The sequence below is a fragment of the [Zimmermannella] bifida NBRC 103089 genome, assembly GCF_001570925.1.
In the GTDB taxonomy this organism is placed as follows: domain Bacteria; phylum Actinomycetota; class Actinomycetes; order Actinomycetales; family Microbacteriaceae; genus Gulosibacter; species Gulosibacter bifidus.
In genome coordinates this window covers 312,982-326,830 of the sequence record NZ_BCSP01000001.1, presented here as the reverse complement: position 1 = coordinate 326,830, position 13,849 = coordinate 312,982, and the positions used below count along the sequence as shown (strand labels likewise).

General features: G+C 61.0%; 12 protein-coding genes. 9 read left to right on the top strand and 3 right to left on the bottom strand.

Translation table 11 applies throughout. From position 1 onward, the window contains the following. Nucleotides 1-20 precede the first annotated feature (20 nt). The 5 genes from ZBI01S_RS01460 to ZBI01S_RS01440 all read left to right on the top strand — a co-directional run bounded on the left by ZBI01S_RS01460 (nt 21) and on the right by ZBI01S_RS01440 (nt 7,919). Complete coding sequence (locus ZBI01S_RS01460; RefSeq protein ID WP_066055221.1) at nt 21-1,979, top strand: hypothetical protein; 1,959 nt, start codon at nt 21-23, stop codon at nt 1,977-1,979. Nucleotides 1,980-2,161: 182 nt separating this feature from the next. Then, on the top strand, nt 2,162-2,575 hold the full coding sequence (gene yajC / locus ZBI01S_RS01455) for a preprotein translocase subunit YajC (RefSeq protein WP_159421335.1): 414 nt from the start codon (nt 2,162-2,164) through the stop codon (nt 2,573-2,575). Nucleotides 2,576-2,708: 133 nt separating this feature from the next. Then, the gene (secD, locus tag ZBI01S_RS01450) at nt 2,709-4,406 is read left to right on the top strand and encodes a protein translocase subunit SecD (RefSeq protein ID WP_245610494.1); all 1,698 of its coding nucleotides are present in this window, start codon (nt 2,709-2,711) and stop codon (nt 4,404-4,406) included. Beyond that, the gene (gene secF / locus ZBI01S_RS01445) at nt 4,406-5,476 is read left to right on the top strand and encodes a protein translocase subunit SecF (protein WP_066055211.1); all 1,071 of its coding nucleotides are present in this window, start codon (nt 4,406-4,408) and stop codon (nt 5,474-5,476) included. Before secD ends, secF begins: the two co-directional genes overlap by 1 nt. A 193-nt stretch (nt 5,477-5,669) precedes the next feature. Then, complete coding sequence (locus ZBI01S_RS01440) at nt 5,670-7,919, top strand: RelA/SpoT family protein (RefSeq protein WP_066055208.1); 2,250 nt, start codon at nt 5,670-5,672, stop codon at nt 7,917-7,919. On the opposite strand, the gene ZBI01S_RS01435 is transcribed toward ZBI01S_RS01440, so the two are convergent. The 3 genes from ZBI01S_RS01435 to ZBI01S_RS01425 form a co-directional block, all read right to left on the bottom strand. Then, entirely contained in the window at nt 7,821-8,342 is a 522-nt protein-coding gene (locus ZBI01S_RS01435; RefSeq protein ID WP_159421334.1) for a hypothetical protein, read from the bottom strand. The two genes, ZBI01S_RS01440 and ZBI01S_RS01435, sit on opposite strands and share 99 nt — an antisense overlap. A 195-nt stretch (nt 8,343-8,537) precedes the next feature. After that, nucleotides 8,538-9,770, bottom strand: a complete 1,233-nt coding sequence (locus tag ZBI01S_RS01430; protein ID WP_066055201.1) for a DUF349 domain-containing protein — start codon at nt 9,768-9,770, stop codon at nt 8,538-8,540. A 251-nt stretch (nt 9,771-10,021) separates the two neighbouring features. Next, complete coding sequence (locus ZBI01S_RS01425) at nt 10,022-10,819, bottom strand: peptidylprolyl isomerase (RefSeq protein WP_066055198.1); 798 nt, start codon at nt 10,817-10,819, stop codon at nt 10,022-10,024. 45 nt (nt 10,820-10,864) lie between these two features. Here ZBI01S_RS01425 and ZBI01S_RS01420 point away from each other — a divergent pair, with 45 nt between their 5' ends. From ZBI01S_RS01420 to ZBI01S_RS01405, 4 genes are all read left to right on the top strand, one after another. After that, nucleotides 10,865-12,223, top strand: coding sequence for a replication-associated recombination protein A (locus ZBI01S_RS01420; protein WP_083524395.1), 1,359 nt, complete (start codon nt 10,865-10,867; stop codon nt 12,221-12,223). A 152-nt stretch (nt 12,224-12,375) separates the two neighbouring features. After that, on the top strand, nt 12,376-13,005 hold the full coding sequence (rpsD, locus tag ZBI01S_RS01415) for a 30S ribosomal protein S4 (RefSeq protein WP_083524394.1): 630 nt from the start codon (nt 12,376-12,378) through the stop codon (nt 13,003-13,005). A 117-nt stretch (nt 13,006-13,122) separates the two neighbouring features. Next, a complete protein-coding gene (locus ZBI01S_RS01410) occupies nt 13,123-13,500 on the top strand; it encodes a DUF948 domain-containing protein (RefSeq protein WP_066055193.1) in 378 nt (125 codons plus the stop codon). A 67-nt stretch (nt 13,501-13,567) separates the two neighbouring features. Continuing rightward, complete coding sequence (locus ZBI01S_RS01405) at nt 13,568-13,789, top strand: hypothetical protein (RefSeq protein WP_066055191.1); 222 nt, start codon at nt 13,568-13,570, stop codon at nt 13,787-13,789. The last annotated feature ends 60 nt before the right edge of the window (nt 13,790-13,849 follow it).

Below are 13,849 nucleotides of genomic sequence, written 5' to 3'. Positions count from 1 at the left end.
CACCCGGCTACACCCTGGTCGTGCTCGACGGTGGTCGCTACACCGCCGACAACACCAAGTCGGGAACCGACCGCCAGGAAACGAACGGGAATTTCACCGAAGACCTGCTGAACTGGGCCGAAGAACAGATCGGTGCCGCTCAGGAGCGCGGTGATGTCGTTATCGGTATGACGCACTGGGGTATCAACGAGCACTTCAGCTACCAGCCAACGTTTTTGAGCCCGTACCTCATCGACAACTACGAGTCGGTGCAGCAGCGCCTGGCCAACGCCGGTATGGACTACATCTTTACCGGTCACATGCACGCCAACGACATCTCGGTGATCAACGCCGACGGTCCGAACCGCCTCGTTGACATCGAAACTGGTTCGCTGGTGACCTACCCCTCGCCTTCGCGCAAGGTGAACATCGCTCGCTCGATCGAGGAGCCAAACGTTGCGCCACAGCAGACGGCAACCACCGCTGCGGGCACGGCCACGACGACGATGAGCATCACCAGCCAGTTTGGTGAGATTCCAGGCCTTTCGTTCACCGACAACCTCACCGAGTACGGCATGGGCGCTACGGCGTTTGACCCGAGCTTCTTGCGCAATGTCGTACCTGGGCTCATCGAGCCATACGCAAAGCAGGTTCGGGATGCGGGCGGTATCGTGCCGTTCCTCAACCAGAACTGGACCGAGGGCCTCGGACTGCAGACCATGCTCAGCGGGTTCTTGCCAGCAGCTGCAAACGCAGCATCGTTCGATGCGTTCAAGACCGATGTCCTCGTGCCAACGATCGCCGAACTGATCGACGCCAACAAGGACAAGATCCCCGGCGGTGGCGCACTCGGCACCATCAACAGCGGCGCCGCAGTCGCAATTGTTGACGAGCTCCTGGCAACCGTTGACAAGGTTCTGCAGCCCGGTGAAAACGGCGTCACGCCACTGTCGCAGCTCGTTGGTGACGTCGCCGTCAACCTGGCCGACATGGTAATCACCGACGACGGTCACAAGCTCATCGACTTGGCCACGTACGGCTACCAGACCCACCTGCGCGGTGACGAGGACCCGGCACAGCGCCCAGCATGGGTCAACGAGGTCTACGCCAAGCTCGACAGCGGCGAGCTCGTCACCGAACTCGTTTCGCACGTCATCGACAACAGCTACGACACGCTCATCCGCCCGCTCACCGGTTACGTCGACACCGCCAAGCTCACCAACATTGACGGGTACAAGACCGGCTTATTTGGGGGAACTACCAAGGAAGTCAACCCAGACCTGCCGCCGCTGCTCAAGATCGGCTCGCTCGCTGGGCCAATCATCAGCGGCAAGCTGTTTGAGTACAACGCCGAGAAGAACTACCGCATCTGGAAGCCAGAGCTGAGCAACCTCGGTGGTGTGCTTGATCTGCTGCAGAACGGTATCGACGTACCGATTATGGGTATGGTCCAGTTCGACGTTAAGCAGAAGGTCACTGAACTGCTTCGCGGGCTCGTTCTTGGCGGTGCTGCTGCACCTGCAGCCGGAGGCGAAGCGGCCGCCGCAGGCACTGAGCCAGCCGCCTCTCAGCTAGCCGCAGCAGAACCGGTCCCAGATGCAGCACCGACTGCGGGACTGCTGACGCCAGATCTGGTACAAACGGCAAGCACCATGCTGCGGAGTCTGCTCGACTCGCTCACCACTGACGAGAACGGTACCGCTGACGGTACGGCATCCTTCACCACGACCGACCAGGTCATGCGTGCCGTCGCTCCGGCGGACACGACCGCACCCGGCACGGGTGAGACCGGCGCATCGACTCCCGGTGCTACGGCTGGCGCACCGGGTGCAGACAACACGGTGGCGAACGCTGCGGCCGACGGCAAGGGCGGAAACGGCCTTGCTGCGACCGGTGCCGACACGGATCTCGTAACCACGGGCATCCTCGCGGCTCTCGCGCTGTTCGGTGGTGCTCTGCTGCTGCGTTCGCGCAGCGCCCAGCAGGAACACGTCGAGTAACGAAATACCGATGGGCTGAGTCACGCACTCGGCCTGTCGTAACCACGCAACTGCGGTGTGTTGAGTAATCAACCACCGCAGTTGCGGTTTTGCGTGACAAGATCGTAATAAATCACGGGTGCTGCCTTAGACTTGCATCGTTTGCACCCCAATAACGTTCGGAGACCTTAGTGAACGATCCAATGCTCATTCTTCCTCTCGTGCTGCTCGGCGTCATGATGCTGCTCATGTGGCGCGGCAACAAGCAGCGCCAAAAGCAGATGGAGACGATGCGCACGAAGCTTGTTCCGGGTGCTGAGGTCATGACGCAGGCAGGTATCTTTGGCACGCTCGTGGCCATTGACAACGAGAACCACGTCGCCACGCTCGAGGTCAGCCCCGGTGTTGAAATGCGCGTGCACTCGCAGACCGTGGCAACGGTCGTTGAGCCAACCGTGCCGAACGACGCATCCTCGCTGACCGACGACACCACCGACGCAACGCCCGCATCGCTCGACACCACCGACGATGCTGCCGCTCAGTTCGATGCACACGACGCTGATCTGCGTGATGGTGAACTCGACGGCAACCAGGATGAGGACCGCAAGAACCGCTAAGCGTTCTGACCGCGCGCTGCAGGCAATCGTTGGCGCGAGGGGAAACTGAACCGCGCCAGGAGCGCGGCTGGAAGGGACATCGTTCGTGTCAACAACGAAACGCACACCCCAAGCGGTGCGTAGCGCGCGAAGCGTGCTGCTTTGGCTTGGATTCATTCTTATTGCCCTCGTGGGTGTCAACTGGAATAGCGTCGCCTTCGACAACGGCCAGTGGACCCCGAAGCTTGCGCTTGACCTTGAGGGTGGCACCCAAATGGTGCTCGAGGCCAAGCTCAGCGAGGGCGCCGAGGCACCTTCGGCCGAGCAGATGGCACAGGCGGCCAGCATCGTTCGACAGCGTGTCGACGCCTCGGGTGTTGCTGAGGCCGAGATCACCACGCAGGGTGGCCGAAACATCGTTGTTTCGGTTCCTGGCGAAATGGATGCGGAGACCAAGAAGCGCGTGGAATCGAGCGCCATGCTCGAGTTCCGTCCCGTGCTTGCCGCAGACACCGCCACCAACGTGCAGGTGATCAAGCCCGAAGACGTGGGCATGGAGACGTTCAACGCCACGCCAACGGCACCGGCAACCGACCCCTCGGACCCGAACCAGATGACCGACCAGCTCTACGCCGACTTCTTGGCGTTTGACTGCGCCAAGATCATGGACCGCAACGAACCGGCTGACCCGAAGAAGCCGCTGCTTGCCTGCGACGAAACTGGTCAAGAGAAGTTCATTCTCGGACCGGTTGAGATCAACGGCAGCCAGATCGCGGATGCGAGCAACGGCGTAGTCACGAACCAGCAGGGTGTGTCGACCGGTCAGTGGAGCGTGAACCTTAAGTTCAACGACAAGGGCACCGAAGCATTCCGCAAGGTCACCGAACGCCTCGTCGGTATCGGTCAGACGCCGAACCCGGCAACGGGTATGCCCGACCAGATTCGTTCTCGATTCGCCGTCACGCTTGACGGCAACGTGATTGTGGCGCCGACTGCGAACGCGGTCATCACCGATGGACGCGCACAGATCACCGGCTCGTTCAACGAAGAATCGTCGAAGGCCCTGGCTGACCAGCTCAAGTTCGGTGCATTGCCGTTCAGCTTTGAGACGAAGTCGACCCAAACCATTTCGGCGACGCTCGGTACCTGGCAGCTGCAGGCTGGCCTCATTGCCGGTGCCATCGGTCTGGCGCTGGTCATCGTGTACTCGCTCTTCCAGTACCGTGCACTCGGTCTCGTGACGATCGCCTCGCTGGCGCTGCTCGCCGCAATCACCTATCTGGTGGTCAATTTCCTATCAAGCCAGGAAGGGTACCGACTCTCGCTCGCAGGTGTTGCTGGCTTGATCGTGGCGATCGGTATTACTGCCGACTCGTTCATCGTCTACTTCGAGCGAATCAAGGATGAGCTCCGTGACGGCAAGTCGCTGCCGGGTGCCGTTGAACGCGGCTGGTCGCGCGCTATCCGCACGATTTTGGCATCGGATGCGGTCAACCTGCTGGTTGCTCTGGTGCTAATGATCGTCGCAGTCGGTAACGTACGCGGCTTCGCGATCACACTGGGGCTTACGACGCTCATTGACTTGCTCGTCGTCACGATGTTCACGCACCCGATCATGCGCCTGCTCGCAACGACCAAGTTCTTTGGTGACGGTCACCCCGCATCCGGTCTCGACCCACGTGCCCTGGGCGCGGTGTACCGCGGCCGCGGAGAATTCCGCCGCACGCCAGTACCGACCGGAGCAAAAGCACACGGCAAAGCTGGCAAGGCAGCAAAATCTGCCAAGGAAGCTGAGCGCCGCCAATCGATCGCCGAACGTAAGGCAGCAGCTGCTGCGACGGGAGACAAGTAATGAAGTCCTTCCAGCAACTCGGAAATGAGCTGTACACGGGGGAGACCTCGTTCAAGTTCGTGCAGCGACGCAAGCTGTGGTTCTTGATTGCAGCGATCGCGCTGGTCATTGCTGTGGCCGCGCCGTTCATTCGCGGCGGCTTCAACCTCGGAATTGAGTTCACCGGTGGTTCGGAATTCCACATCTCACAGCCGAACTCGACCGACCAGAAGCTCGCCAGTGATGCAGTAGCCGAATTTTCGGAGACCCCAGCTCGAGTGCAGACGCTGGGCGACGGCGCCGTTCGCGTGCAGACTGACCCGCTCAGCGAAACCGACAACACCGAACTTCGCAGCGCACTCGCATCCGCTTACGGCACCGATGTTGAGCACGTCAACGTCTCGACGATCGGCCCGTCGTGGGGTGCGGACATCACTCGCCAGATGGTGATCGGCCTCGGTGTGTTCCTTGGCCTTGCCGCACTGCTGATGGCGTTCTACTTCCGCACGTGGAAGATGGCGCTGGCCGCAATCGTTGCGCTCGCGCACGACATGATCGTGACCGCAGGTGTCTACGGGCTCACCGGTATTGAAGTCACACCGGCAACGGTTATCGGCTTCCTGACGATTCTTGGCTACTCGCTCTACGACACCGTTGTGGTCTTCGACAAGATCCGTGAAAACACCGATACCCACGGCGAGCATTCGCCACGTACCTTCGGCGAGCTGATCAACCTGGCCATCAACCAGACGCTGGTGCGTTCGATCAACACCTCGGTCGTCGCAATCCTGCCGGTTGCCGCGATTCTGTTCATCGGTGCGTTCGTGATGGGCGCCGGAACGCTGCGAGACATTTCGCTCGCGCTGTTCATCGGTATCTTCATCGGTGCGCTCTCGACGATCTTCCTGGCCGGTCCCGCGTACGCGGCACTTCGCATCAACGAGAAAGCACTGCGCGAACACGACGACCGCATCCTCAAGGAGCGCGGCGACGCCGAGGCTCCGGTTGGTGATGTGCCAACGATCCCGGACAAGGATGAGGACGCCGACGAAACCGATTCCGCTCCCGTTGATGATGGGGCACGCGTCTAACTGCACCTCTCGGTGATGGCGACCTAGCAGTAAACGAACGTGGGATGCGTGCAATTACGTATCCCACGTTCGTTCGGTTCCGGGTCAATGAATTTCGGCCTTGTGCCTTCGGACAGGGGAGCCGGCGCGAATCACGTGTGCATACGCATCCGTATAGACTCGAGAACTACGCTTTCGACGAAAGGCGGCACTCATGAGCGAACCGAGCGTATTGTCAATGCGCCGATTGGTGCCGCGAATTTTCACAAAAGCATCGGCATCTTCGGCGATCGGCGATCTCGTTCGCACCCTGCGCAAGCAGGATCCCAAAGCGGATATTGCGCTGATTGAGCGGGCCTATCGTGTCGCGCTGCGATGCCATGAGGGCCAGTTTCGCCGCAGCGGAGAACCGTACATTACGCATCCCGTTGCGGTAGCTGAAATTCTTGCCGAGCTTGGCATCGGACCGGTGACCGTTGCGGCGGCCTTGCTGCACGACACGGTCGAAGACACTGACTACAGCCTCGATACGCTTCGTGACGAGTTCGGTGATGAAGTCGCGATGCTTGTCGACGGTGTGACCAAGCTCGACAAGGTGACCTACGGTGATGCGGCGCAGGCCGAAACGGTGCGCAAGATGATCGTCGCCATGTCGAAAGACATTCGCGTGCTGGTGATCAAGCTTGCGGACCGACTGCACAATGCCCGCACCTGGGGATTCATGCCTCCGGAGAAGGCGCGCAAGAAAGCGACGGAGACGCTTGAGATCTACGCACCGTTGGCGCACCGCATGGGTATTCAAGCAATCAAGAATGAGCTAGAAGAACTCTCGTTCGCGGTGCTGCATCCGAAAATCTATGCCGAGATCGATCACCTGGTGCGCGAACGACAGCCGCAGCGCCAGCGCTATCTCGACCGCGTCATGGGTGAGATCAAGGCCGATATGCGGGCCCATCGCATCAAAGCCGAAGTGGTTGGCCGCCCGAAAGAGCTGTATTCGATCTACCAGAAGATGGTCGTTCGCGGTCGCGACTTCGACGAGATCTTTGATCTCGTCGCGTTCCGCATCATCGTCGATACAGTACGGGATTGCTATGCCGTGCTCGGTGCGATTCACGCGCGCTGGACGCCAATGCCCGGCCGGTTCAAGGACTACATCGCCACGCCAAAGTTCAACCTCTACCAATCGCTGCACACGACGGTCATGGGGCCAGAGGGCAAGCCGGTAGAGATTCAGATTCGTACGCATGTGATGCACCAGCGCGCCGAGTATGGTGTGGCCGCGCACTGGATGTACAAGCAGAACGTGCAGACCGGAAGCCGGGCGTCGGGGCCCGACCGACCGAACGAAATGGCGTGGCTGCAGCGCATCAATGATTGGCAGCAAGAAACCAGCGACTCTGACGAGTTCCTCGATTCGCTGCGCTTTGAAATCGGTGCCAAAGAGGTGTATGTCTTCACCCCGCAGGGGAAGGTCATCGGACTATCGCAATCGGCAACACCCGTTGACTTCGCCTACGCCATCCACACCGATGTGGGACACCGCACCATGGGTGCGAAGGTGAACGGCCGCCTGGTACCGCTGGAAACGGTGCTGCAGAACGGTGACACCGTCGAGATTTTCACCTCAAAGAATCCGGATGCGGGACCGAAACAGGATTGGCTGAACTTTGTCGCATCCGTTCGCGCGCGCAATAAGATCCGGCAGTGGTTCTCGAAGGAGCGCCGCGACGAAGCCATCGAAATTGGTCGGGACCAGATCGCGCGTGAAATGCGCAAGCTCCATCTACCGAGTTCACGGGATGTGGTGCAAGAAGCGTTTGCGACGGTGGCATCGACGCTCCGCTACGTGGATGTGTCGGGCTTGTATGCCGCTGTTGGTGAGGGCCACGTCTCAGTCAAGTCCGTGCTCGACAAAGTGCAGGCCGAACTGCGCGCCGATCCTGAGGCGGACGCCGAGCTTGCGAACCGCGAGTACGTCGAGCAAGCGATCTCGAATGAGGTTGGCGCCAGCGAATCCGGTGTGCTCGTGCGTGGGGCACCGGACATTCTCGTCAAGCTTGCCCGCTGTTGTACGCCGGTTCCAGGCGATGCCATCGTTGGCTTCGTGACGCGTGGCCAGGGCGTATCCGTCCACCGAAAAGAGTGCACCAACGTCACCGGTCTGCAGCGGGAACCAGACCGCATGATCGAAGTCGAGTGGGCACAGGCCACGCGTGCGGTGTTCCTCGTCAACATTCAGGTTGAAGGACTCGACCGATCGGGCCTGCTCAGCGATATCACGCGCGTGCTTTCGGAACACCACGTCAACATCCTGTCGGCAAACTTGAACACCAACAAGGAACGCGTTGCCGTGGCTCGGTTCTCATTCCAAATGGGCGATCCGACGCACCTCGACCGCGTGCTCGTCGCGGTGCGGAGCATCGACGGCATCTACGACGCGTTCCGCGTGCAGCAGGCCTAGCGTTCGTTGCAACCGGGCCAGCATTGGGCTGCGGCCGCGACGCTGCAACTGACGCAGGGTCGGTAACGGAGCCGTCAACACGCATCCGGCAAGCGTCGTCACGTCATGGTCGGCAACCTGGCCACGCGCAAAACGGATATGGGGATTTGGCGACACACGCCAGCTGCGCAGCGTCACTTCGGCAACCGACGGTGCTGTGCCACCGGCCCAGATCCATGCCGCCGTGTCGCCCGAAATAGTGCGGCCCGGGGAGCACAGCGAACGCAGGGATCGGGCCCGGTCGCATGCGGTGCTCACCGTGCCAACCGGTACAAAGAACTCGAATGTGGGCACGCCTATGCGCCCCACCTCGCCGGCGAGGTACATCGCCCAGAGTTCGGAGGACGAAAAGTTCTGATAGAGCCGCTCGATCTCGCTGCACATACGGCCCATTCTGGCCAGGTGTGGTGCCGTGTGGTGAGATTTCGCAAATCTGTGGACAAGTTCGAGGCTCCGCAAAGTGGCGTGGCCGATCATCGATCGGCCGCGGAAACCACTCGACGCGGCCGAAATTGAACCACAGTTCGTTCTCGACCGCGTCGCCGGTTACGCGAAGAATCGCGTGAAGATTGGGCGGGGTTAGCCGCCGATGACCTTGAGCCAAGCCTGGCGGGCGCTCAGTGCTTCTTCGGCTTCCTTGATGGCCTTTGCGTTGCCCTTAGCCTTGGCATCCGCGAGGTCCTGCTCGAGCTTGGCGATCGCATCGTTGAGCTGCGCAGCCATGCCGGTCTGGCGAGCCTGCTTCTCGGGGTTCGAGTTGGCCCAGTGCTCGTCATCAAGCTTGCGCACGTGCTGTTCGATATTGCGCAGACGGTCTTCAACCTGCTTGAACTGTGCGCGTGGAACGCGGCCAACTTCATCCCAACGGCGCTGAATGTCGCTGAGCTTTTCGCGAGCTGCCTTGCGGTCGGTCATCTTCAGGATGGGCTCGGCGTCGTTCAGGATGGCGAGCTTTTGTTCCAGATTGGCCTGGAACTCTTCGTCATCGCGAGCGTCAACCTCGGCCTTGGCCTGGAAGAGTACGTCACCGGCAGCCTTGAACTTTGCCCACAGCGCGTCATCGTGCTTACGGCCGGCGCGACCTGCCGCCTTCCAGTCATCGAGCAGACGACGGTACTCAGGAACGCCGTCGGCGCCCTTGGGTGCGAGGGCCTCGGCACGCTCAATGATGGCCTGCTTGGCATCGCGTGCCTGCTTGTGGTCGGCATCGAGCTTGGCAAAGAACTTGCGGCGCTCGCTGTCGAGGTGGGTGCGTGCCGTCCGGAAACGCTTCCACAGGGCATTCGCGTCGTTCTTAGGCAGGCGTGGGCCGGTCTTCTGGTGGTCCTGCCACTGCGCGAACAGCTCGTCGATCTTCGCGGTGGTCTGCTTCCACTGGATGTTCGCCGGGTTCTGCGCAGCGAGTTCTTCGGCTGCGACGACGATTGACTCACGGTGGGCGAGTGCCTCGGCTACGGCCTGCTGCTGTGCTTCCTGCTGCTGTTCGCCAAGTTCGGCGACCTCGCCGCTGAGCTTGCCCAGACGGTCACGCAACGACTGCAGATCGCCGACCGCCGCTGCATCCTGAATCTGCGAGTTCAGGTGTGACACCGACTTCGCAACGTCGTTCGGGTTGGCGCCGGCACGTGCGCGCTGCTCGAGCAGCAGCACCTGGGCAGCCAGATCATCGAACTTGCGCACGAAGTAGTCGAGCGCTTCTTGCGGCGTGCCGTCGGGGTACTGGCCCACCTGCCGCTCAGTTCCGTTGTCGGTGACGTAGACGGTGCCATCGGCTTCTACTCGGCCAAATGGGTGTTCAGGGAGTCCAGACATTCGCGTGTTCCTCGGTGCTTGTCGGTGGAAGGCGGTATTGCGGTCCGTTCTGATGCCGGTTGGCGACAGAACATACGGGCAATAGGGGACATGCTATTGCATTCGGGAAACAAGCACCGGTAAACGGGGAAACATCGGCTGATAATCGTCATGATTTTGGCGACGGATGCGGAAACGACCGTTGGCCGGCACCCGTTCGGGTACCGGCCAACTGGTTGGTGTTGTGTGCGCGGCCAATTGCCTCGTTCGCGCTACTTGAGCTTGATGTCGCCGAGCTTGACGTCGATGGCGGGCTTACCGTCTTCGGGGCTGGGCTCGCCCTTGGCTACACCTTCGTCGGTGACTTCCGACTTGAGGTCGTCAAGACCGCCGGTTACTTCACCGAATACGGTGTAGCCGGTCGGGTCAGGGATCGGCGTGTCGCCGTAGACGATGAAGAACTGCGAACCCATGGAGTTCGGGTCCTGCGCACGCGCCATCGCGATGACGCCCTCCTTGTAGACGCCATCCTCTGGAGCATTCTCGACCGGGCCAAATTCGTAGCCGGGGCCGCCCATACCGGTACCGTCCGGGTCACCGCACTGCAGCACCTTGAACGACGAACTCGTCGTGATGCGGTGGCAGGTGACGTCCTTGTAGAAGTTGTTCTTTGCCAGATCGATGAAGTTCGCGGCGGCCTGCGGAGCGTTCTTGCCGTCGATCGAAATGTCGAGCGTGACGTCGTTGATCTGCATGGTGCCGGTCCACTCGCGGTCTTCGGCAATGGCGGGATCGGGCACGGCAGCGTCATTCTGCTGAGGTGGCTGGGTGCCGTTTTCGGCACCGGGCGCTGGAGCCGTCGTCGCGGTCGGGGCGTCATCAGCCTGTGGCTGACCGCCGGCGGCCGTAAACCCAATCTGGGCACCGATGGCGACCACTGCAACCGCGGCAGCACCAATGATTGCCTTCTTGTTATCGGTGCGACGGCGGTCGACCTGCACATCGTGCACGACCTGTCGCGCTTCGTATTCGCGCTTACGGCGACGCTGTTCTCGGGTGTTCTCGGCCACGTGACTCCTTAGCTAAACGAGCACAGTTTACTAACATCAATCGCAATGACGAATCATCCTGGCTTCGGATCTGGCGATCAGCCGCAATTGCACGCTCCTGACGGCGCGGGCGGTTCGACCGCGCCCTTGGCAGCCCGGATGCGGCCAACCACCCTTGACGAGGTGGTCGGACAGCGACACCTGCTTCGCCCTGGATCCCCATTGCGTCGCCTTGCTGCGAGCGAACCGGGCGCTGCCCGCTCATCGGTAATTCTCTGGGGGCCGCCGGGAACCGGTAAGACCACCATTGCACAGGCGCTGGCCGGAAGTGGCAAGCGTCGCTTCGTGCAGCTCTCGGCGATTTCGGCCGGCGTTAAAGACGTGCGGACGGTGATGCAGGATGCGCTACAGCACCGTGACTTCTACGGTGACGAGACGGTGCTCTTCCTCGATGAGATTCACCGATTTACTAAGGCGCAGCAGGATGCACTGCTTCCCGGTGTCGAGCAGGGGTGGGTCACGCTCGTTGCCGCGACCACAGAGAATCCGTCGTTTTCGGTGATCTCGCCGCTGCTCTCACGGTCGCTGCTGTTGACCCTGCATCACCTTGACGAAGCTGATCTGGCCGAGCTCTTGCAGCGGGCCGTGACCGATACGCGCGGGCTCAAGGGTGAAGTCGAACTCGAAACCGAAGCGAGCGAGGCCATCGTGCGACTCGCATCCGGCGACGCCCGCCGCGCGCTTACGACGCTCGAAGCCGCCGCATCCGCCGCCATTGCCGAGTCACGCGAAACGATCACCGCCCAAGATGTCGCATCGGCCAGCGATCAGGCGCTGCTTCGGTATGACCGCGATGGCGATGAGCACTACGACGTGATCTCGGCATTCATCAAGTCGATTCGCGGTTCGGATCCGGATGCGGCGATTCACTACCTTGCGCGGATGATCGTTGCGGGGGAGGACCCGCGGTTTATCGCGCGGCGATTGATCATTTCGGCGTCCGAAGATATCGGTATGGCCGACCCGCAAGCCATGCTGATTGCTGAGTCTGCCGCGAACGCGGTAGCCCTCATCGGCATGCCCGAGGGACGTATTCCACTGGCCAATGCCACGGTGTACTTGGCGACCGCGCCCAAATCGAACGCGAGCTACAACGCCATTAATGCGGCAATTGCCGATGTGAAGGCCGGCCATGCCGGTCGCGTCCCGAAGCCGTTGCGGGATGCGCACTACGCGGGAGCGAAACAGCTTGGGCATGGCAAGGGCTACCGTTACCCGCACGACGATGCGCTCGGTGTCGTCGCCCAGCAGTATCTGCCGGATCCGCTCATTGGGCGGGAGTACTACACGCCAACGGCGCACGGATTTGAGCGTGACCTGGCCGCGCGCCTTGAGAAACTTCGTCGTATTACCCGTGGCGAATGATCACCGCCACGCGCCACCACAATCAACGCCGCCGAAACTGGTCGCATCGTGGTAAGCTAGGTCAGTTCATTTGACGCCTTGTCCACAGGGAAAGGCGGAGAGCACTGTCTGCGCGCTCACGCGCGCCATAACGAACATGAAAGGAAGACTTCGTGTCGAAGAAGTCGCGTACTCGTTCGAAGGTACGGATGTCCCGTGCCCTCGGTATCGCACTGACCCCGAAGGCCGCGCGTCTCATGGAGAAGCGCCCTTACGCTCCTGGCCAGCACGGCCGTACCCGCCGCAAGACTGACAGCGACTTTGCTGTACGTCTGCGCGAAAAGCAGCGTCTGCGGGCGCAGTACGGACTGCGTGAAAAGCAGCTCCGTATCGTCTTCGAAGAAGCTCGTCGTACTCCCGGCCTGACCGGTGAGAACCTCGTTGAGCTCCTCGAGATGCGTCTGGACGCCCTCGTGCTCCGTGCCGGCTTTGCCCGCACCACCGCACAGGCTCGCCAGATGGTTGTGCACCGCCACATCCTCGTTGACGGCAAGATCGTTGACCGTCCGTCGTTCCGCGTAACCCCGGGACAGCTCATTCACGTCAAGGCACGCAGCGAAGAAATGGAAATCTTCCAGGTTGCTGCTGCCGGTGGTCACGCTGAGGTTCTGCCTCCAGTTCCTGGCTACCTCAACGTTGAGCTGGACAAGCTCGAGGCACGCCTCGACCGTCGCCCGAAGCGTGACGAAGTACCAATCACCTGTGACGTACAGCTGGTTGTTGAGTACTACGCAGCTCGCTAGTCGGCGTTCACGTTCGTTGTAAACGACCGTTAGCATAGAGAGCGGATCACCCACGGGTGGTCCGCTCTCTTGTTGGTTACGGCCTGCCGTAACCGCCCTCGAACCCAGGAGTTATTCGTGTCATTTGGTGACATTGCCGGTCTGATTGCAGCCGGTGCCTTCCTTGTCCTCGTGCTGCTGCTCGCGGTACCCATCATCAAGCTTGGTGGCGTCCTCGATGAAGTTCGCCGCGGCATCCGCGAATCGGTCGATGAATTCACCCCGACGATCGCGCAAACGCAGGTGACGATGCAAGAGGCGAACCACCAGCTCGCACGAATCGACCAGATCACGAGCAATGTCGAAGAAACCACCAATAACGTGAACTCGCTCGTTGCCCTCACTGCGGCAACTGTTGGTGGTCCGCTGATTAAGATTGCTGGATTCAGCGCCGCCGCCTCGGCGGGGTTCAAGGCCCTCAAGCCGGGCCGCCGCACCAAGCGCAACGCCAAGTAGACAAGTCGTTCATCCAGCTCGCAGCTGCGGGCTGGGCCATGCCAACCGCAGCAAGGAGGATTCCCCGATGAAGAATGCACTGAAGTCAATCGCCATGATTACTGGCGGTGTTTTCGCCGGTCTCACCATCGCGCACTTCGTGAACTCGACCGAACGTGGTCGCGAGTTCTTCGAAGACGTTAACGAGTTCGCTGCCGAATTCGTGGATGCGGTGAAGCAGGGATACGAAGCCCGTACCGAGGCCATTTACGCCGCGATCGAATCCGGCCAGGGTCGGGCCGGCCAGTAACGCACTGTCGGTACGTTGACCACGCACCGACGTTTCCGAACACAAGACGTTAGGCGCCCG

Bases quoted from the DNA above. Each gene is read 5' to 3' on its own strand.
- yajC (WP_159421335.1), top strand. From the start codon at position 2,162: ATGCTCATTCTTCCTCTCGTGCTGCTCGGCGTCATGATGCTGCTCATG.
- secF (WP_066055211.1), top strand. From the start codon at position 4,406: ATGAAGTCCTTCCAGCAACTCGGAAATGAGCTGTACACGGGGGAGACC.
- ZBI01S_RS01440 (WP_066055208.1), top strand. From the start codon at position 5,670: ATGAGCGAACCGAGCGTATTGTCAATGCGCCGATTGGTGCCGCGAATT.
- ZBI01S_RS01435 (WP_159421334.1), bottom strand. From the start codon at position 8,342: ATGTGCAGCGAGATCGAGCGGCTCTATCAGAACTTTTCGTCCTCCGAA.
- ZBI01S_RS01430 (WP_066055201.1), bottom strand. From the start codon at position 9,770: ATGTCTGGACTCCCTGAACACCCATTTGGCCGAGTAGAAGCCGATGGC.
- ZBI01S_RS01420 (WP_083524395.1), top strand. From the start codon at position 10,865: ATGACGAATCATCCTGGCTTCGGATCTGGCGATCAGCCGCAATTGCAC.
- ZBI01S_RS01405 (WP_066055191.1), top strand. From the start codon at position 13,568: ATGAAGAATGCACTGAAGTCAATCGCCATGATTACTGGCGGTGTTTTC.